Source organism: Brevundimonas sp. UBA5713, from assembly GCF_002419815.1.
In the GTDB taxonomy this organism is placed as follows: domain Bacteria; phylum Pseudomonadota; class Alphaproteobacteria; order Caulobacterales; family Caulobacteraceae; genus Brevundimonas.
In genome coordinates, this window is record NZ_DIGV01000049.1 from 1 (window position 1) to 19,715 (window position 19,715).

Below are 19,715 nucleotides of genomic sequence, written 5' to 3' on the forward strand. Positions count from 1 at the left end.
GCGTGGCCGCAGAGGCGGTTCAGATACCGGACTGGGCCATCACCCGCCCCGCCGCCGACGCCTCGGCCCGCTTTGCCGCCCCGTCGCAGATGGAGGCCGAACGCAAGACCAAGCGCATCCCGGCCCCGTCCCCTCTGGCCACGGCCCCGACCGGTGGCGCAGCGCTGGGCCGTTTCCGTCGTGGTGATCTGATCCACCGCCTGCTGGAGCGCCTGCCCGATATTGCCCCCGATCTTCGCCGCACTATGGCCGAGCGCCTGTTGTCCAAGGAAACCGATCTGGACGATGACCAGCGCGCCGAGATGATTACGGCGGCGTTCAGCGTGCTGGATGATGCGCGCTTTGCGCCTGTGTTCGGCCCCGGCTCGCGCGCCGAAGTGGCCCTGACCGGCACCGCGCCCGAACTGCCCGCAGGGGTGAAGATCAACGGCCAGATCGACCGTCTGGTCATCACCCCCGAGCGGGTTCTGGTGGTGGACTACAAGACCAACCGTCCTGCGCCCGATGATCTGGATAATGTCGATCCGGCCTATCTGACACAGCTGGCGGTCTATGCGGCTGTGCTGCGTCAACTCTACCGTGATCGCACGGTCGAGGCAGCTCTGGTCTGGACCGATGGGCCCAAGCTGATGCCGGTACCGAACGACATTTTGATGAAGGTCCTGACCTGAGCGGCCATTGATTCAAAGACGGAACTGCCCCACATCAACGGGGAAGGCGCATGGCCGTGGTCCATGCCGACACAAAGAAAGAGACGATTATGGCCACTCTCAAGGTCACCGACGACAGCTTTGAAACCGACGTCCTGAAGGCCGACAAGCCCGTGCTGGTGGACTTCTGGGCCGAGTGGTGCGGTCCGTGCAAACAGATCGGTCCGGCACTGGAGCAACTGTCCGACGAGATCGGTGACAAGGTCACCATCGCCAAGGTCAACATCGACGACAGCCCCATGACCCCGTCGAAACTGGGTGTAAAGGGTATCCCGACCCTCATGCTGTTCCAGGACGGCCAGATGACCGCCATCAAGGTCGGTCCGATGCCGAAGGGCAAGATCGTCGAATGGCTGGCCGAGTCCGGCGTCAGCTGATCGATCCGATCCGGTAAATATAAAGGGCGGCCCGTCGGACGGTGCCGCCCTTTTTGCTGGCTATTTCGGCAGGGTCTCGGGCGAGGCCCCTAGCACTTCGCCTGCCAGATAAAGACTGCCGCAGATCAGGATGCGACCGGCCCCCAGATCGATGGCGCGGGCCATAGCCTCATCGACCGAGCCCGCCGTCATGGCCCCGAAGCCGCGACCGCGCGCGACGGTGGCCAAGGCTTCCGGCTCGGCGGCTGCGCCTTCGAACGGCACAGTGATGACCTGCGCCTCGATGCCTTTCAGCGCTTCGAAGAAACCGCCTGCATCCTTATTGCCCAGCATGCCCACGATCATGGCCGTGGGACGCGGAGCCTTGGCCTGACGCTCGGCCAGCACGCGGGCCAGCGCACGGGCGGCATGGGGGTTATGCCCGCCATCCAGCCACAGTTCGGCATCAACGGCTTTGGCCTGTTCGGCATATTTGCCCGCCGTCAGCCGCTGCATGCGCGCGGGCCAAAAAACGGACTGCAAGCCTTTGGCGATGGCCGCTTCGGGCAGGTCCAGTTCCAGCGCTGCGGCCACAGCCACGCCCGCATTGTCGAACTGGTGCGCACCCGAAAGGGCCGGTGCGGGCAGATCGAGGAAGCGCGTCTGGTCCTGAAACGCCAAGCCACCGCGCTCAGCCCAAGCGTCGAAATCCACACCCGCAACCGTCAGCGGAGAGTTGACCTCCGCCGCGCGGCGCTCGATCTCGGCCATGACAGGCTCGGATTGGCGGGCGACCACACAGCGGGCTCCGGCCTTGATGATGCCCGCCTTTTCGCGCGCAATGCCAGCCAGATCGGTGCCCAGAAACTCGGCGTGGTCCAGATCGACGGGCGTAATGACGCTGAGCAGCGGACGCTCGATCACATTGGTCGCATCCAGCACACCGCCCAGACCCACCTCGATAATGGCGAGGTCTGCGGGCGTTTCAGCCATGGCGAGGAAGCCCGCCGCCGTGGTGCTTTCGAAGACGGTGGCCTCGATGTCATGCTCAGCCATGGCCGCTTCAACGCGATCCAGAATGGCCGATAACACCTCATCGGAAATCAGCTCGCCCGCGAGCCGGATGCGCTCATTAAAGCGCACCAGGTGCGGCGAGGTATAGGTGTGAACCTTGAGGCCCGAGGCCTCGGCAATGGCGCGGATCAACGACACCGTCGATCCCTTGCCATTGGTGCCCGCCACGTGGATGACGGGCGGCAGGCGGTCCTGCGGATTGCCAAGAGCCTTGCACAGGGCCTGCATACGGCCCAGCGACAGGTCAATGCGCTGGGGGTGTCGCGCCTTCAGACGTTCGGAAATCGGGTCCAAGACGCGACGCGCCCCTCAAATGATCAAGCAGCCTTGCGCTTGCCGTCCATCAGGATGGACAGGATGCGGCCAAGGGTTTGCGGCAGGTCGTGACGGGTCACCACCTTGTCCACCATGCCCTTGTCCTTGAGATATTCGGCTCGCTGGAAGCCCGGCGGCAGTTTTTCGCGGATGGTGGTCTCGATGACGCGCGGACCGGCGAAGCCGATCAGGGCACCCGGCTCGGCCAGATGCACATCGCCCAGCATGGCGTAGGAGGCGGTGACGCCGCCCGTGGTCGGGTCGGTCAGCACCACAGCATACGGCAGTTGCGCAGCCTTCAGGTCCTGAATGGCCAAGGTGGTGCGGGCCATCTGCATCAGGGACAGGGCCCCTTCCTGCATACGGGCACCACCGGCAGCGGTGAAGCAGACCAGCGGCACGCCGCGCTTCACGGCTTCCTGAGCGGCCGTGATGAACGCTTCACCCGCAGCCATGCCCAGCGAACCACCCATGAAGGTGAAGTCCTGAACGATGACCACGGCGGGGGTGCCGTCAATGGTGCCATAGCCAATAGCCATGGTGTCCGGACGACCGGCCGCCTTGCGGGCGGCGACCAGACGTTCCTTATAGGGCTTGCCGTCCGAGAAGTTCAGCGGGTCTTCCGGCACAGCGGGGGTGTCGATCGGCTCGAACTGGCCGTCATCGAACGTCGCCTTCAGGCGGGTCGGCGCATTGATGCGCATGTGACGGCCCGACGGCGTGACCCACAGGGCAGCCTCGAGGTCCGAGCGATAGATCATCTCGCCCGTGTCGGGATCTTTCACCCACAGATTGTCAGGCGTGTCCGTGGTGTCTTTAACGACCTTGCGGACGCCGGGGGCAAAGCGCGAGAGCCAGCCACCGCGGCCCTTGTTCTCGGAATTCTTATCGACCATGGGGGCTCTTTAAACGGTTTCCGCAGCGGAAGCACTAGTGCGCGCACCGCGAACGGCCGAAGACAGTTGACGAACCTTGTCCAACACACGCTGAGCCGCGGACTGGTTGGCTTCCAGCGCGGCGGCCACTTCGTCCACCAGAACCGAGCCGACCACGACAGCATCGGCCACGCGGGCGATCTCGGCAGCGCGCTCTGGCGTTTTCACGCCAAAGCCGACCGCGACCGGCAGTCCGGATGCCTTGCGCACACGCTCGACCGCCGGAGCCACCGAAGCCGCCTGCGCTTCCTTCACGCCCGTTACGCCCGCAACCGAGACATAATAGACAAAGCCCGAGGTGCCCTGAACAATGGTGGCCAGACGCGCATCGTCAGACGTCGGCGTGGCCAGACGGATCAGGGACAGCTGGTTGGCATCCATGGCCGCCGCCAGATCGGCAGCCTCTTCGGGCGGGCAGTCCACGGCGATCAAGCCATCGACACCCGCTTCGGCGGCATCGCGGGCAAAGCGGTCATAGCCATAGGATTCCACGGGGTTCAGATACCCCATCAGGATCAGCGGCGTGGCGTCGTCGCTCTTACGGAACTCGGCCACCAGATCGAGCGTGCCGCGCAGGGTCATACCCGAGGCCAGACCACGCAGAGCCGCGCGCTGGATCGGCGGGCCCTCGGCCATCGGATCCGAAAAGGCCAGACCCAGTTCGATGATGTCAGCACCGGCACCGGGCAAGCCCTTGAGGATTTCCAGCGCCTCTTCACGCGAAGGGTCACCCGTCATTACATAGGGTACAAAGCCCGCGCGGCCTTCAGCCTTCAACGCGGCAAAGCGGGCATCGATACGGACCGTCGTCACTGGGGCGTGCCTCCCGCCGGAGCGGCGCAGACGTCGCCCGGGATGTTGGCAAAGCCCAGATAGGCCGTGGCCTCTGCCGTTTGTGGCAGGTTGGTATCGAAGAAGGCCAGCATCTGCATGCCATCGCAGCCACCGCTCTCGCGGCGCTTGACCAGAATGACGCGGTTGTCGTCACCGTCAGCCGCCAGCCAGTCTTTCTCGGCCAGCTGCGCCAGATAGGTGTCGGCCAGGGTGGCGATCTGATCCATGCGGGCCGTCACGCAGAAGGCGGGAGCGCGCAGCAGGCCACCACAGTCGGGCGACGCCGTGGCCGGAGCCAGCACCGGAATATCGGATGGGATGGCTACGGCCTCGGCGGCCACGGGCGGGGCCGTCGTCACCGGCGCGTCTTGCGGGGCCGCCAGCAGGGCGGCGGCCATCAGGGTAACCATCATGGGTTAAAGCTCCACACCAAGGTGTTTGGCGACAGTGAAGATGTCCTTGTCGCCACGACCGGACAGAACGACGACCACATCGCCGCCCCTGCCCACTTCACGCGCAATCTCGCCCGCACGGGCCAGAGCGTGCGATGGCTCCAGCGCCGGAATAATACCTTCCAGCTTGGAGATCATCTGGAAGGCTTCCAGCGCTTCGGCGTCCGTGGTCGAGCGGTATTCACCGCGCCCCAAATCGTTCAGCCAAGCGTGTTCGGGGCCAATGCCCGGATAGTCGAGGCCCGCCGAAATCGAGTGGCCTTCGAGGATTTGGCCATCATCGTCTTGCAACAGATAGGTGCGGTTGCCGTGCAGCACGCCCGGACGACCGCCCTTCAGCGAGGCCGCATGGCCATTATCGACATCAAGGCCATGCCCTGCGGCTTCGACACCGATCAGGCGAACCTCTTCGTCGTTGACGAAGGGGTGCATGGCCCCGATGGCATTGGAGCCACCGCCGATGCAGGCCACAACGGCCTGTGGCAGATGCCCCATCTGCTCCATCGACTGCTGCTTAATTTCCTTGCCGATCACCGACTGGAAGTCGCGCACCATCTCCGGATAGGGCGCGGGACCGGCTGCCGTGCCGATGATGTAATAGGTATTGGCGACATTCGTGACCCAGTCACGCATGGCCTCGTTCATCGCGTCTTTCAGGGTCGCCGCACCCGCTGTGACGGCGTTCACTTCGGCACCCAACAGCTTCATGCGGAACACGTTCGGCTGCTGCCGCTCGACGTCGACAGCGCCCATGTAAACCGTGCACGGCAGATCAAAGCGCGCGCAGACGGTGGCCGAGGCCACGCCGTGCTGACCGGCACCGGTCTCGGCGATGATGCGCGTTTTGCCCATGCGGCGGGCCAGCAGGATCTGGCCCATGCAGTTGTTGATCTTGTGCGCGCCGGTGTGGTTCAGGTCCTCGCGCTTCAGCCAGATACGCGCGCCCCCAAAATGCTCGGTCAGGCGCTCTGCGTGATAGAGCGGGCTTTCGCGACCGACATAGTATTTCAGATAGCCGTCCAGCTCTTCCTGAAAGGTCGGGTCCGCCTTGGCTGCCTTATAGGCCGCGTCCAGTTCATGGATCAGCGGCATCAGGGTTTCGGGCACAAAGCGTCCGCCATAGGGACCGAAACGACCCTGTTCATCGGGCCAGGCGTAGGTGTTGGTCAGGGGTGCGTTCACGGCTGCAATCTACAGGGGAGGAAAACGTCGAAATCAGGACCGGCGCGCGGCCTTCATAAAATCACGGATCAGGGAAATGTCCTTAACACCCGGCGCACGCTCGACGCCAGAGGAGACATCCACCATGGGAGCGCCCGTTTGGCGCAAGGCTTCACCCAGATTGGCCGCATCCAGCCCCCCTGCGAGAAACCATTTTGCCGGAAGTGCGCGGCCGGTCATCAGCGACCACTCGAAACTGTGCCCCACCCCGCCGGGCAGGCTGGCCCCCTCGGGCGGCTTGGCATCGAACAGCAGGATATCGGCAGCATCGGTCCAGTCCTGCCATCCTACGACATCCGCGTCGGTACGGATCGACAGGGCCTTGATGATTTTTGCGCCCGTCAGTGCGCGGACTTCACGCGCGCGCTGCGGCGTCTCGGTGCCGTGCAGCTGGATATAGTCGGGTTTCAAGGTCTGGCTGATATGAGCCAGCACGGCATCGTCCGGATTGACCACCACGGCGACAATGCCCGCCCGGCCACGCGCAGCCGCGAACAGTTCAGCGGCAGCCTCGGGCTCGATATGGCGCGGGCTCTTGGGAAAAATCACCGCCCCGACATAGGCCGCGCCTTCATCCAGCGCGGCAGCCAGTGTCTCGGGGGTGCTCAGCCCGCAGATCTTTACCTCGGTCATGAGGAAAGGGGGTGCGCGACCCTGAGCGTAAGGTCAAGGTCGCTTTGGACCCGTTGTCAGGATCAGGTCTTTTTGGCAGCCGGTTTTTTGGTGGCCGGTGCCTCTTTGGATGCGGTCTTATCCGCCGATTTTGTGGCGGCCTTAGCCGAAGCCTTAGGCTTGGCAGCTTTTTCGGCCTCGGGTGCCGCAGCCGCCTTGGATTGTGCTTTTGCAGGTGCCTTTGCAGGCTTGGAGGCCGCCGAAGCGCTGGGACCGGTGCGATTGGCAGCCCGTTCGTCGAGCACAAGGTTCAGCCGCTCAATGGCCTCGCTCAGTGCCGCCTTCTTCTCTTGCAGAGACTTGTCAGCTGACGGCTTGCCCGTCAGGCGCGCGTCACGATTGCGCTGACGGATGGTCCGTTGGGCCCGCTCGCGACGGCTGCGCAACTGTTGGGCCAACTCGGTCAGTTCACGATGGGTAAAGCCGTCGAGGGAGCGGGTCTGATCAACCAGCATCTGTTCGATCTGGTCCAGCGGGCGGGTAGAAGATGAACTCATATCCGTCGTTTCCTGTGTTTCTCCTTAAAGAACAGCGTGCGACAGATCGGGACGTTCCGGTAGCCCTTTTCAGTTCCCCTCGAAAATCGAAGCGATCTCCTCAGGCGTCAGCAGCTTCCATTGTCCGGGGGCCAGATCGTCGGGCAGGGCCAGCCCGCCAAGACGTTCGCGGTGCAGTTCCTCGACGTGGTTGCCCACGGCGGCGAACATGCGGCGTACCTGATGATAGCGGCCTTCGGTCACGCTCAGCAGGGCTTCGGTCTCGGAGATGACTTCAAGCTGGGCCGGAGACAGCGGCTTGTCCTCGCCCTCCAGCATCATCTGGCCGGATGCGAACAGATCGCCTTCGGTGCCGTTCAGCGGACGGGCCAGCTTGGCGCGATAGACCTTTTTCACATGGCGTTTGGGGCTGATGACACGGTGCAGCAGGTCGCCGTCATCGGTCAGCAGCAACAGGCCCGAGGTCTGCTTGTCCAACCGACCGATGGTGGAGATGGCCGGATCACGCCTGCGCCAGCGGTCGGGCAGGATGTCATAGACCAGCGCGCCGTCTTCCTTGTGCGAACAGGTCATGCCCAAGGGCTTGTTCAGCAGGATGACCATGCCCGCGACGGGGTCCAAAGGCTCGCCGTCAATCTCCATGCGCGTCGGCAGGTCCGGCGTGACGGGAATGCGCTTGGTGGCGTCGGTCAGGTCCTCGCCATCCAGCGTCACCCCGCCGACCTTGGCCAGACGCGCGATCTCGTTGCGCGAGCCATAGCCCATGGAGGACAGGAGTTTGTCGAGGCGGCTGGTGGGAACTTTCGCCATCTTATTTCTCCCTACCGTTCGCCGCGCGGCGGCTCACTGCTTGAGGGAGGCTCACTTCACTGCCTCAAAAATCTTGAAGCCGTTTTGGTCAGCAACCATGGTCACGCGCTTGAAGACCTCGTTCAGGTCTTTCTCGTACGGCAGGTGTCGGTTGGCGACGATCCACGCCACGCCGCCCTTTTTCAACAGCTCCGCCGACTTGCGGATGAATTTCTGGCCCAGACGTTTGTCCTCGATACCGCCATCGTGGAAGGGCGGATTAGAGACGACAAAGTCCAGCGTGCCATCAGCTTCCAGCGTACGGACATCAGCCCATTCAAAGCTGGCGCGCTCATCGCTGACGTTCTGCTGGGCAGCGTCGATGGCGCGGCGGTCCAGATCAACCATGCGCAGGCTGGTCACCGCTGTGCTACGCAGCACCACCGTCGCCAGCGCGCCATAGCCGCAGCCCAGATCGATCCCCTTACCCTTCAAGGCAGGCAAGGCGTCGGCCAGCAGGGCCGTGCCGGTGTCTATGCGGTCCCATGCGAATATGCCCGGCTGCGACCACGCTTCCAGACCCGGCACGATGCGCGGTGCACCGCCCTTGATGGCTTCGTCCAGCGCCTCGACCTGTTCGGGGCGAGCCAGTTTGGCGCGGCGATGGTGAGCCTTGGCCTCTTCGCTAAAGGTCAGGCCGAAGCTCTTCAGCTCCTTGGCCAGACGCGAGCCGCCCTTGTCCTTGGGGGCCATGACATCCAGTCGCCCGCCCACTTTCAGAACCCGCAGCGCCTGCGCCAGCACATAGCGGCGCTCGACGGCACCCGGAGGCGCATAGACGGTGATTTCTTCGGCCGATCCATCCGCCATGGCTTCCAGTGCCTGTGACCCCGGGATCAGGGGCGAGGTCTGGGTGGCGGATTGGGGAGGATCGAACACTGCCGGCGGGCGGCCATAAATCAGGCTGGTCATGGCCGCTCCTATACTGGGTTCGCATCCATTAGGCGACAGGGACAAAAGGGCGATCACATCTGCGTCCTTGGCCCTTTGTGCGGGATGACAGGCCGCGCCGAATAGTGGCACACAGCCGCCCATGCTGGATTACGCCCCCTACCCCGACAACTCGCCCACGATGAGTGATGCGCGGGTCCTGCTGGAGCGGGTCTGGGGCCATAAGGATTTTCGCGGACTTCAGGCTGGCGTCATCGAACAGGTGATGCAGGGCAAGAACGTGCTGGCCGTCCTGCCCACCGGCGGCGGCAAGAGCGTCTGCTATCAGGTGCCCGCCACTCTGCGTGAAGGCGTCGGTATCGTCGTCTCGCCCCTGATCGCCCTGATGACCGATCAGGTCGAGGCGCTGAAACAGCAGGGCGTGGCGGCGGCCCGACTGGACAGCGGCCTGTCCGCCGATGAGCGCAGCGCCGTCTGGCGCGCGGCCCGCAATGGCGAGCTGGACCTGGTGTATGTCTCGCCGGAAGGCTTGGCCACGGGGGCCATGCTGGAGCGTCTGTCCGAACTGCCGGTCAGCCTGATCGCCATCGACGAGGCGCACTGCGTGTCGCAGTGGGGCCATGACTTCCGCCCTGACTATCGCACCCTGGGCAAGCTGGCCGAGGTGTTTCCGCGTGTGCCGCGCATTGCCGTCACCGCCACTGCCGATGCTCGGACGCGCGATGACATCATCGCTTCCCTGCACCTTCAGGGGGCCGAGGTCTTTGTCGACAGCTTTGCCCGCCCGAACCTGCAATTGAGCGCCGAGCGCAAGATCAACGGATCACGCGCCCGCACAGATACCCGCGTGGTCGAACTGGTGGCCGAGCGTCCGCGCCGTTCGGGCGTGGTCTATTGCGGCAGCCGCGACGGCTGTGACCGTCTGGCCCAGCTGCTGCGCGATAACGGCATCAATGCCATCAGCTATCACGCCGGTTTCGACAACCGCGAGCGCGACGTGCGGCTGGACCGCTTCCTGAACGAGGAAGACGCCGTCATGGTCGCCACCATCGCCTTTGGCATGGGCGTGGACAAACCCGATGTGCGCTATGTGATCCATGCCGACCCGCCCGGTAGCCTTGAGGCCTATTGGCAAGAAGTGGGCCGTGCAGGCCGCGACGGCGAACCGGCCGAGGGCATCACCCTGTTCGGTCCGTCCGACATCGCCTGGTCACTGCGCCGCCTCGAAGGCCGCCCGATGGCCGAAGAGGTCAAGCGCGTGCAGGTGCGCAAGGTACGCCAGCTGTTCGCCATGCTGGATGGCTCGACCTGCCGCCCGCAGGCGGTGCGCCGCTATTTCGGGGAAGCCGATGCCCAGCCCTGCGGCCACTGCGACATCTGTGGTGATCCGCCCCAGACCTATGACGCCTTGGTGCCTGCGCAAAAAGCCTTGGCAGCGGTTCAGCGTCTGGGCGAACGGTTCGGGCGCACCCGCGTGGTCGACCACCTGATCGGCAAGTCCAAGGATGGCCAGCCGTGGGAGACCTCGCTGTCCACCTTCGGCATCGGGGCTGATCTGTCCATTCTGGGCTGGCGCGATGTGATCGACCATCTGATGTTCGAGGGCCTATTGGTCGAAGAGGCCACCGAAGGCTATCCGATCATCAAGCTGGGCGAGGCCGAGGCGGTGCGTTCGGTCTATCGCGGCGAGCGCGAGGTACGGGTCAAACGCCCGCCTGCGCGCAACATCGTCGAAAAGCCGCGCAAGAATATTGGCCGCAACCTGCCCGCCGAAAGCCTCGATACGGATGTGCGCGCCCGCTTCGATGCCCTGCGAGCATGGCGCCGCGACCGCGCCAAGGAACAGGGCGTGCCGCCCTATGTCATCTTCCAGGACAAGACCCTGGTGGAGATCGCCATCCAGTGCCCGCGTGACGAGATGGAACTGGGCCGCATCAATGGCGTGGGGGCAGGAAAACTGGACCGCTATGGCAAGGCCGTGCTCGAGGCGCTGAACGTCGCTTACTGACGCGCAGTCGGGCGTCAGCGCTGGCCGAGAAACTCGATCACCGCACGCTCGAACTGACGCGGCGTATCGATCATCACCATGTGCTCCGCCCCCGTCATACGCACAAAGCGGGCGGGCGCGCGCAGGTTCATGAAACTATAGCGGAAAGCCCCGTCGACCTGAGCGCGCGGGTTCTCGGAGTCTTCGCTCCAACCGTACACGACCGTGACGGGTGCCACGATTTCCGGCAGTCGGTGACGCAGATCGGTCGTCAGTACCTCATAGAGACTTTGAGCCAGAACCCGTCGATCACCGCCCTGCCAGCCCAGGCCATCGAAGACGCTGCCTGCCGCACCACTGAGGTCCAGCCCCATATTGGGCGCGCGGCTACGCAACACCTCGTCGCCCAGCATGGATACGATCTGGAAAGCGAGGCGTGCGAACGGCTCGACATCGCCAACCGACATGCCGCGATCGATCAAGGCGGGGAAGAAGGGCGACGAGTCCACCACCATCACGCGGCCGATCTCTTCGCCGCCATCAGCAGCGATACGCAGGGCCATCTGGCCGCCCATGGAGTGACCGATCAGGGCAGGACGTTGCAGACCCTGTTCCTGAACATACCGGCGGACCTCATCGGCGGCAGGGGCGCTGATCAAGCCCGCGGCGTTGGCGCCCGCTTCGTATTCACCAAAGCCGCGCACCGTGACCAGATGCAGATCATAGCGACGCTCCAGCGCCGGAAGCACCTTCTCCCAGACCGCCGACGTGGACGCCATACCGGGCAGCAGAATGACCGGCGGGCCGCCGACATTGCCGCGTCTCTCCACCACGATGCGTCGGGATTCGAAACTGCCCTGATCAGGCACAGGCACAATCGCTGGAACGACCCCGCGCACCTGCGCCACAGCGGGGGCAGCACTGCCCAGGGCCGACAAGATCACGCATGAAATCAGCAGGTTTCGCATGCCACGACCTTGGGAAGGGAAGAGGGCGAAACCGAGACAGCGTTATCACGATTTCTGGATTGAAAAGCACAGCGCAAAGGCGACAATGCAATCTTCACGGGAGGAGACAAAATAATGTTCTTCAGTTCGATCATCAGTTCCGCCTTGGTGAGCGCTATGACCCTCGCCATGGTTCCCGCAGGCCTTGTCCAGAACACGACCGAAGCTCCGCCTGCCGTCGGTGCCGAAGACTGGCACGTGGTGTCGCGTAGCAGCGCCACCGTCTTCCTGGTCGACGTGCAGTCGATCAAAAGCGAAGGCGGCATCACGTCGGCCAAATTGGCGCGCGTACCCGCCTCGGGCGAGGCGGGCGACCTGACCCACTCCCACGGCACGATCGATTTTCGATGCTCGGCCAATCAATCGCGCCCGGGCGAAGAAGTGCTGATTGGTGCCGATGGTTCGGTCGAGGACCGCATCAACGACGGCTACGACTTCGACCGCATTCCGGATAACAGTCTGGATTCGTACGTGAAGACGATGGTTTGCGACGGTGATCGCTCGACCGCCCGCTATCCCTCCATCGCGGCCTTCATTCAGGCGGGACGCCCTAATCGCTAAGTCCCCGCAAAGAGAAAGGGCGGCTCTTGTGAAGCCGCCCTTTCTAATCTCTCAGCGTGGGTGCAGGAACGCCAGAACCGGCGCGATCATGTCGGGATCACCGACCGCAACCACCCGACCATCTGCTGCTGACGGCGGCTGTCCGTCCCAGCCGGTAAAGGCCCCGCCCGCAGCGGTCACCACCGGCATCAGAGCCGACCAGTCCCAGACCTTCAGTTCGCTTTCGACCACCAGATCCAGTCGCCCGTCGGCCACCATGGCATAGGCATAGGCGTCACAGCCAAAGCGGGCCAACCGTACGGCGGCCTGAACGCGGTCCCATGCCTCGCGGTCAGGACCCTGAAAAATACCGGGGTCGGTCGTGGCGGACAACGCCTCCGGGACAGCCTTGCACGCGCGGGTTTTGAGCGGACGCTCGCCATCGCGGTGGATCAGGCGCGCACCGGAGGGACCACCCAAAAAGATTTCGCCGATATAGGGCTGTCCGATGGCCCCGATGACGGGCTGGCCCTGATGGCGCAGGCTGACCAATGTGGTCCACGTCGGCAGGCCCGAGATAAAGGCCCGCGTGCCGTCGATGGGATCCAGAATCCAGACGTATTCAGCGGTAGCGTTCTCTTCGCCGTACTCTTCGCCGATGATGCCGTGGTGCGGGTAGACGGCCTTGATACGATCACGGATAGCGCGTTCTGCGGCGCGGTCAGCTTCGGTCACGGGGTCGAATGCCCCGCCGGACGCCTTGTTCACCTGCTGAAACTCTGCGCGAAAAAACGGCAGGGCCACACCCGCGGCAATGCGCGACAGCTCGACGGCGAAAGCTTCGAATTCGGTCATCCGCTCCGTCTACACCGGCTCGCACAGAACAACGAGAGGTGACGCGGAATATTCACGCCATTGCGCGGTTGTCGCTGTGGTTGGCCGGTTCGGATGGATCCTTGACGCTCTCGGCGGGGTCAAAGCCGTCATAGAAGTAGGAAACATCCGTCTCCAGCGCCGTCGCCAGATGCCATAAACGCGCAGCCGACACACGGTTGGCCCCGCACTCGTATTTCTGCACCTGCTGGAAGCGGATGTTCAGCCGGTCGCCCAGCTGCTGTTGGGTCAAACCCAGCAGACGACGACGGCGGCGCAGGCGGCGCCCGATGTGCAAATCGATATCCGTAGCCATTTCCAAGCCCTCCAAGCCTTGGCCGAAGCCTGTGCCGAATCGGCACTTGCAGGGACGGAAGCAGCAATATCGGTGCCGATACTCACCGGATGCGCGAACAGCAAAGCTTGCATAACGCTGCAACCCCAAGGCTTGCCGTGCATTAGTCGCAAAGGGGCATCGGGCTCCGACGATAATGGAGAGACGAATATGAGTGGTTTCGGGTTTATTGCCTGGATCATCATCGGCATCGTGGCCGGCTGGCTGGCCGAGAAGATCATGAAGCGCGATCACGGCCTGCTGACCAATCTGGTGGTGGGTGTCATCGGTGCCCTGCTGGGTGGTTTCATCGCCAACAACCTGCTCGGCTTCGACGCCGCTGGCAGCTGGATCTGGGGCACTGTGGTCGCCACTGTGGGCGCCGTGATCCTTCTGTTCATTCTGGGTTTGATCAAAAAGCGCGGCTGATCCGCAGCTTTTGGACATTAAAAAGGGCGACCCTTGCGGGTCGCCCTTTTGGCATCCACTGATCTAGCAGCTTAGCGCGGTTCGTCCGAAGCCGGTTCTTCCTTCGGCTCGGTCACCTCGTCCGCCGGCGTGTCCGGGGTCGGTTCCGAAGCATCGGCCGGTTGAGCCGGATCGGTCAGTTCGTCAGAGACCGGAGCAGGCTGCTCGCCAGCGACCGGGGTAGCCGACTGGAAATCACCTTGCGTGGCATCGACAACCACGTCAGCGCCGTCTTGGCGAATACCGATCAGCGACACCGGACGGACTTGGCCATCAGAGCCACGTACGGTCAGTTCCTGGCCGTTGGCACCGTTTTGCACACCAACCAGTTGACCCAGAACCGAGCCGTCGGCGCTCTTCACGGTAGCGCCCGGGGTAAGGGTCAGGCTTTGCGGTTGCTCGGCAGCAGCTTCAGCCGGAGCAGCGTCTTGAACTTGATCTTGAGCCATAGCAGGAGCGGCAACCATCAGGGCACCAGCGAGGCTATACAGCAGGGCGGTCTTGCGGATCATGTCGAACTCCTCGATTTGGCGAGCTTGCCGCTCGCAAAAAGGTGAACACCTCGTGTAATGGTTTGTTTCACGCGCCCTGAAATGACCTTATGCGTGTCCACTTTGGCCCTAAAGCGCGGCAGTATGTCGTAATTTCGCTTAGCCCCCTGAGATGACCCAAAAGAAAAGCCGGACCATGCCCCGCATCCTGCGCCGCCTCGGCGGTCTGGCCTATGAACTGACCCCCCAGCTGTTCGCAGTCGCCAGCTTCCTGCTAGGCGGGTCCATACTGCTGTCTGCCGTGACGCCGGAGTTCAATGACCGGCTGCAAACGCTGGGCCGCTGGACCGAGCCATTTGTCATCGATCTGGGCCACTTCGCGGCCAGTGTGACGGGCTTTTTGCTCCTGTTTGTATCAGCGGGTCTGTGGCGGCGTCGTCGCGGGGCCTATTATCTGGCGCTGACGGCCCTGTTGGGCGGGGCTGTGTTCTCCATCCTCAAGGGATTGAACTATCTGCAAGCCTTCGAGCTGGTGCTGGCGGCGGCTCTGCTGTGGCCGTGTCGCTCGGCATTCAACCGCCGGTCGCGTCTGGGAGAGCCCCTTCGCCCCGGCTGGCTGCTGATGCTGGCTGCCGCCGTGATCGCCATGCTGTGGCTGGGCTTTTTTGCCTATCGCGAGATTCCTTATCACGACGAACTGTGGTGGACCCTGCTGACCGACAGTCAGGCATCAGGTTTCCTGCGCGCAGGCGCAGTGCTGTCGGTGCTGACACTGGCCGTGGCGGTGCGCTCCTTGCTGACCGCGCCCGGGGCCCGCACGCACGGGCCCGCAACACCCGAAGAGGTAGAGCGCGCCCGCAAGGCCTTGGAACAGGCCGAGGTTGCCCCGCCCGAAGCGCGCCTCGCCTTACTGGGTGACAAGGCGCTGCTGTTTTCGCCGTCGGGGTACAGCTTTTTGGCCTATCGCGTGCGCGGGCGTCGCTGGATTGCCATGAGCGAGCCTGCCGGTCTGGTGTCCGAGCGTCTGGAACTGTTGTGGACCTTTGCCGAGCTGGCCGACAGCTATGGGGGGGCACCGGTCTTCTATTCGGTGTCGGAGCGCCTGCTGGCCGATCTGGCCACCATGGGTCTGGCCATGCGCAAGGTGGGCGAGGCCGCCGTGGTACCGACCCACAGCTTTTCGACCGAGGGCAAGGGCAAACAGAACCTGCGCACCGCAGTGAACCGTGCCGAGCGCGAAGGCTCGATCTTCTCGGTGCTGATGCCCGGTGAGGTCGCCGCCGTCGCCGATGAACTGCGTGCCGTGTCCGATGCGTGGATCAACCACCATGAGGGCACGGAGAAGGAATTCTCCATGGGCCGGTTCGACGTCGACTATCTGAACGATTGCCCCGTCGCCATTGTGCGGGAGAATGGTCGCCTGATCGCCTTCGCCAACCTGTTGATGGGAGCGGGCGGCAAGGAGGCGATGATCGACCTGATGCGTTATACGCCTGACGGGCCGCACGGGGTGATGGACTATATGTTCACCTGCATCGCCAAATGGTGCCGCGAGACCGGCGTCGATCATCTCGATCTGGGCATGGCCCCGCTGTCGGGTCTAGAAGACCGCAGGACCTCGCCGGTTTTCGCCCGCGTGGGTGCCCTCGTGTTCGAGGAGGCCAATGCCATCTACGGCTTTCAGGGTCTGCGATCTTATAAGAGCAAGTTCGGCCCGGTCTGGCGTCCGAAATTCATCGCCGCCCCTACGACAACGCCCCTCCCCCTCGCCCTCCTCGACGTGGCCCTGCTCACCAGCAAAGGCTGGCGCGGCCTGCTGGGCCTGAGGAAGTAGAAGACCCAAAGCTCCACGCAAAAAGGCCAGCGGCACCCAAATCGCTGGCCTTTTTGCATGACCCAACGCCTTCAGCTGCCCCTCAAGCAGCTCGCCCCCGCGGGGCGAGCGTTAGGGGCCAAACGCCTCTGGTAGCGAGCCGCAAAGCGGCGCGCCTAAGAGGCAAAGCAAGGAAACGGAGGCACGAAAAAGGGCGGCTCGTTCGAGCCGCCCTTTTCTTAGTGCCGAAAGGATTACTCCGGCTTTTGACGCTTCTTACGGAACGACGGGTTCAGGATTTCCTTGCGAAGACGGATGTTCTTCGGGGTCACCTCAACCAGTTCGTCTTCTTCGATGTAGGCGATGGCCTGTTCCAGCGACATCTTGCGCGGCGGGGTCAGGCGGACGGCTTCGTCCTTGCCCGAGGCGCGCACGTTGGTCAGTTGCTTGCCCTTGATCGGGTTGACGTCGAGGTCGTCCCAACGCGAGTTCTCGCCGATGATCATGCCTTGGTAGGTCTTTTCACCCGCACCGACGAACATCACGCCGCGCTCTTCAAGGTTCCACAGGGCATAGGCCGCCGTGTCACCGTCCGAGTTCGACACCAGCACGCCCTTCAGGCGGCCTTCGATGGCACCCTTGTGCGCTTCATAGTGCGAGAACACGCGGTTCAGCACGCCCGAGCCACGGGTGTCGGTCAGGAACTCACCCTGATAGCCGATCAGCGAACGCGACGGGCACTTCAGCTGGATGCGGGTCTTGCCTGCACCCGACGGGCCCATGTCGGTCATTTCAGCCTTACGGGCCGACAGCTTTTCGATGACGATGCCCGAGAACTCTTCGTCGACGTCAATCATGACGTCTTCGATCGGCTCCATCAGCTGGCCGTTCTCGTCCTTCTGATACACCACGCGCGGACGCGAGATCGACAGTTCGAAGCCTTCGCGACGCATGTTCTCGATCAACACGCCCAGTTGCAGTTCGCCACGACCGGCGACTTCATAGGCGTCCGAGCCCTGGGTCTCGGTGATGCGGATAGCCACGTTGGCTTCGGCTTCCTTCAGCAGACGGTCGCGGATCACGCGCGACTGGACCTTGTCGCCTTCACGGCCAGCCAGCGGGCTGTCGTTCACGCCCACGGTCATGGAGATGGTCGGCGGATCGATCGGCAGCGACGGCAGGGCCTCGGTCACTTCCAGAGCGCACAGGGTGTCGGCCACGGTGGCCTTGGACATACCGGCGATGGCGACGATATCGCCTGCTTCGGCTTCGTCCACCGGCTGACGCTTCAGACCACGGAAGGCCAGAACCTTGGTGATACGGCCTTGCTCGATTTGCTTGCCGTCACGGTCCAGAGCCTTGATGGCCATGCCCGGGACAGCCTTACCCGAGTGGATACGGCCCGTCAGGATGCGGCCCAGGAACGGGTCGGACTCGATCAGCACGTTCAGGATCTGGAACGGCTCGTTGGCGCGTTCCTGAGCGGCCGGAGCCGGAACGTGGTCGACGATCAGCTCGTACAGGTCGTGCAGGTTGTCGGTCGGCTTGTTCAGGTCCAGCGACGCCCAGCCCGAGCGGCCCGATGCGTAGATCACCGGGAAGTCCAGTTGTTCGTCGGTAGCACCCAGAGCGGCGAACAGGTCGAAGGTTTCGTTCAGAACGCGATCCGGATCGGCGTGGGCGCGGTCAACCTTGTTGATGCAGAGGATCGGACGCAGGCCCATGCGCAGGGCCTTGGTCAGAACGAATTTGGTCTGCGGCATCACGCCTTCTTCGGCGTCAACCAGCAGAACGCAGCCGTCCACCATGCCCAGGATACGCTCGACCTCACCGCCGAAGTCGGCGTGGCCGGGGGTGTCGATGATGTTGATGCGGCTTTCGCCCGACTTGCCGTTCCACAGGATCGAGGTGCACTTGGCAAGAATGGTGATGCCGCGCTCGCGCTCCTGGTCGTTGGAGTCCATGGCACGTTCCGTGGTCGCCTCGTTGGCGCGGAAAATGCCCGACTGGGCCAGAAGGGCGTCAACCATGGTCGTTTTGCCGTGGTCAACGTGTGCGATAATAGCGACGTTACGAAGGTTCATTTCGGGCTCGGGCGGACTGTGTTCGGTCACGGGGGGCCCGCGCCGCTGCAAACCTAGCTGCAGATGTTGGGAAGGATTTCGGTGCGCCTCATACAGCCCTACGCGGCAAAAGGCTAGTGCAGCACCCCCGATAGGCACACCAAGCGAACCGCGTGCGCATATTAAGCCATACCCAGAATGGCGATGGCCCCAACCGCCATGAGGCCGATCATCAGGGCCGAAAGGGCCGCTACCGTGGCCACGCGCACGCCGGCTTTGGCCACCGCCTTGGGGTCAACCATCAGGCCCAGCCCCGCCATGGCCATCAGGGTCATGGCCGTGACCGCGCCCTCCAGCGGAGCCAGAATTCCCTCGGGGATGGCCCCCGCCGAGCGCAGGCCCAGCAGCACCAGAAAAACGACGATAAACCACGGCACCAGTTGGGTCAGCTTGGGGCGGCTGGCCGTATCGCCATTAAGCGCCCTTTCCTGTTTGGCCTGCATTAGACCCAAAACCAGCGTGACCGGCCCCAGCATCAGAACGCGTACCAGCTTGACCACCGCGCCCATCTGAATGGCCGCAGACCCTGCCGGAGCCGCCGCAGCCAGAACCTGTGGCACGGCATAGACCGTCAGGCCCGCCAACACGCCGACGCCCGTCGCCTGATAACCCAGCATAGCCCCGACCACCGGTACAAGCAGCACCACGGCAATGCCCAGCACGGCGGTAAAGCCGATGGCCGCTGCCACATCCTCGCCCTCAGCCTTGATGACGGGAGCGACGGCAGCGATGGCCGAGTTGCCGCAAATGGCATTGCCACAGGCCACCAGCAGCGCCATGGCATGCGGCAGGCCGAAGGCGCGTCCGATCAAATAGGCCCCCACGATGGCCAGAGCGACCACCGCCATAATAGCCAGCAATAGCCAAGGCCCCAACGCCGCCACAGCAGCCCCCGAGACCGTTGCGCCCAGCAGGGCAATGGCGACCTCGAGCAGGGTTTTGGCGCTGAACTTAATGCCCGCCATCCAATAGGCGCCGGGCGTCCAGAACAGGCGGATCGCCGCTCCGGTCAGAATGGCCAGCACCAGAGCCTCGACCCAAGCAAAGCCGACCACAGAGGTTTCCAACCACTGCAAGCCCATCGCCGAGCCCGCCACCGCTGCGCACAGAGCCACACCCGGCAGGAGGCGGGTGACAGCCAGCGGCAGGTGCAAACCAGAAACAGACGGGGCCAGAGGGGGAGTGTGCGCCATGGTCGGGGTCTATGCGCCACAGCTATTCATCGATCCAACGCATAGTTTTTGACTTAATAATCGAAGAGATCGATTATTGC

At 63.6% G+C, this 19,715-nt stretch carries 20 protein-coding genes and 1 pseudogene; 6 read left to right on the forward strand and 15 right to left on the reverse strand.

Features of this window, described 5'->3' with window-relative positions; genetic code table 11:
- Positions 1-671, forward strand: a 671-nt coding sequence (locus tag B3B04_RS12045) for a PD-(D/E)XK nuclease family protein (RefSeq protein ID WP_292043241.1), incomplete at its 5' end; no start/stop codon positions are given.
- An 89-nt stretch (positions 672-760) separates the two neighbouring features.
- Complete coding sequence (trxA, locus tag B3B04_RS12050; protein ID WP_292043242.1) at positions 761-1,087, forward strand: thioredoxin; 327 nt, start codon at positions 761-763, stop codon at positions 1,085-1,087.
- Between the two features lie 60 nt (positions 1,088-1,147).
- Here the strand turns inward: trxA and B3B04_RS12055 are convergent, their stop codons facing one another.
- The 9 genes from B3B04_RS12055 to B3B04_RS12095 form a co-directional block, all read right to left on the reverse strand.
- Positions 1,148-2,434: a bifunctional folylpolyglutamate synthase/dihydrofolate synthase gene (locus B3B04_RS12055; RefSeq protein ID WP_292043243.1), complete on the reverse strand. Its 1,287-nt coding sequence runs from the start codon at positions 2,432-2,434 to the stop codon at positions 1,148-1,150.
- 23 nt (positions 2,435-2,457) lie between these two features.
- Positions 2,458-3,351 (reverse strand): acetyl-CoA carboxylase, carboxyltransferase subunit beta, encoded by an 894-nt coding sequence (accD, locus tag B3B04_RS12060; protein WP_292043244.1) that lies wholly within the window; start codon positions 3,349-3,351, stop codon positions 2,458-2,460.
- A gap of 9 nt (positions 3,352-3,360) precedes the next feature.
- Positions 3,361-4,203 carry a tryptophan synthase subunit alpha gene (gene trpA, locus B3B04_RS12065; RefSeq protein ID WP_292043245.1) on the reverse strand — a complete coding sequence of 281 codons (843 nt, stop codon included), beginning with the start codon at positions 4,201-4,203 and terminating at the stop codon, positions 3,361-3,363.
- Positions 4,200-4,637 (reverse strand): hypothetical protein, encoded by a 438-nt coding sequence (locus tag B3B04_RS12070; protein WP_292043247.1) that lies wholly within the window; start codon positions 4,635-4,637, stop codon positions 4,200-4,202. Before B3B04_RS12070 ends, trpA begins: the two co-directional genes overlap by 4 nt.
- Before the next feature lie 3 nt (positions 4,638-4,640).
- On the reverse strand, positions 4,641-5,858 hold the full coding sequence (trpB, locus tag B3B04_RS12075; protein ID WP_292043248.1) for a tryptophan synthase subunit beta: 1,218 nt from the start codon (positions 5,856-5,858) through the stop codon (positions 4,641-4,643).
- Between the two features lie 33 nt (positions 5,859-5,891).
- Positions 5,892-6,530: a phosphoribosylanthranilate isomerase gene (locus B3B04_RS12080; protein WP_292043249.1), complete on the reverse strand. Its 639-nt coding sequence runs from the start codon at positions 6,528-6,530 to the stop codon at positions 5,892-5,894.
- 62 nt (positions 6,531-6,592) lie between these two features.
- Complete coding sequence (locus B3B04_RS12085; RefSeq protein ID WP_292043250.1) at positions 6,593-7,066, reverse strand: hypothetical protein; 474 nt, start codon at positions 7,064-7,066, stop codon at positions 6,593-6,595.
- A gap of 69 nt (positions 7,067-7,135) precedes the next feature.
- Positions 7,136-7,876: a pseudouridine synthase gene (locus B3B04_RS12090; protein WP_292043251.1), complete on the reverse strand. Its 741-nt coding sequence runs from the start codon at positions 7,874-7,876 to the stop codon at positions 7,136-7,138.
- Positions 7,877-7,927: 51 nt separating this feature from the next.
- Positions 7,928-8,827, reverse strand: a complete 900-nt coding sequence (locus B3B04_RS12095) for a class I SAM-dependent methyltransferase (RefSeq protein ID WP_292043252.1) — start codon at positions 8,825-8,827, stop codon at positions 7,928-7,930.
- Positions 8,828-8,948: 121 nt separating this feature from the next.
- Between B3B04_RS12095 and recQ the strand changes: the two genes are divergently transcribed.
- The gene (gene recQ / locus B3B04_RS12100; RefSeq protein WP_292043254.1) at positions 8,949-10,814 is read left to right on the forward strand and encodes a DNA helicase RecQ; all 1,866 of its coding nucleotides are present in this window, start codon (positions 8,949-8,951) and stop codon (positions 10,812-10,814) included.
- Between the two features lie 14 nt (positions 10,815-10,828).
- Here the strand turns inward: recQ and B3B04_RS12105 are convergent, their stop codons facing one another.
- Positions 10,829-11,737: an alpha/beta fold hydrolase gene (locus B3B04_RS12105; RefSeq protein WP_292043255.1), complete on the reverse strand. Its 909-nt coding sequence runs from the start codon at positions 11,735-11,737 to the stop codon at positions 10,829-10,831.
- A gap of 138 nt (positions 11,738-11,875) precedes the next feature.
- Between B3B04_RS12105 and B3B04_RS12110 the strand changes: the two genes are divergently transcribed.
- Entirely contained in the window at positions 11,876-12,361 is a 486-nt protein-coding gene (locus B3B04_RS12110; protein WP_292043257.1) for a hypothetical protein, read from the forward strand.
- 51 nt (positions 12,362-12,412) lie between these two features.
- Here B3B04_RS12110 and hisN read toward each other — a convergent pair whose 3' ends face one another.
- A complete protein-coding gene (gene hisN / locus B3B04_RS12115; protein ID WP_292043259.1) occupies positions 12,413-13,195 on the reverse strand; it encodes a histidinol-phosphatase in 783 nt (260 codons plus the stop codon).
- A gap of 124 nt (positions 13,196-13,319) precedes the next feature.
- Positions 13,320-13,529 (reverse strand): annotated as a pseudogene (locus B3B04_RS12120) (helix-turn-helix domain-containing protein); the annotation flags it as partial.
- 189 nt (positions 13,530-13,718) lie between these two features.
- Between B3B04_RS12120 and B3B04_RS12125 the strand changes: the two are divergent.
- Positions 13,719-13,976: a GlsB/YeaQ/YmgE family stress response membrane protein gene (locus B3B04_RS12125; RefSeq protein ID WP_292043263.1), complete on the forward strand. Its 258-nt coding sequence runs from the start codon at positions 13,719-13,721 to the stop codon at positions 13,974-13,976.
- A 71-nt stretch (positions 13,977-14,047) separates the two neighbouring features.
- On the opposite strand, the gene B3B04_RS12130 is transcribed toward B3B04_RS12125, so the two are convergent.
- A complete protein-coding gene (locus B3B04_RS12130) occupies positions 14,048-14,527 on the reverse strand; it encodes a superoxide dismutase (protein ID WP_292043264.1) in 480 nt (159 codons plus the stop codon).
- A 151-nt stretch (positions 14,528-14,678) separates the two neighbouring features.
- Here B3B04_RS12130 and B3B04_RS12135 point away from each other — a divergent pair, with 151 nt between their 5' ends.
- Positions 14,679-16,340 (forward strand): phosphatidylglycerol lysyltransferase domain-containing protein, encoded by a 1,662-nt coding sequence (locus tag B3B04_RS12135; protein ID WP_292043266.1) that lies wholly within the window; start codon positions 14,679-14,681, stop codon positions 16,338-16,340.
- A gap of 233 nt (positions 16,341-16,573) precedes the next feature.
- Here the strand turns inward: B3B04_RS12135 and typA are convergent, their stop codons facing one another.
- Both typA and B3B04_RS12145 read right to left on the reverse strand, forming a co-directional pair.
- Positions 16,574-18,403, reverse strand: coding sequence for a translational GTPase TypA (typA, locus tag B3B04_RS12140; RefSeq protein WP_292043268.1), 1,830 nt, complete (start codon positions 18,401-18,403; stop codon positions 16,574-16,576).
- Positions 18,404-18,564: 161 nt separating this feature from the next.
- Complete coding sequence (locus tag B3B04_RS12145) at positions 18,565-19,635, reverse strand: YeiH family protein (protein ID WP_292043269.1); 1,071 nt, start codon at positions 19,633-19,635, stop codon at positions 18,565-18,567.
- Between the last annotated feature and the right edge of the window lie 80 nt (positions 19,636-19,715).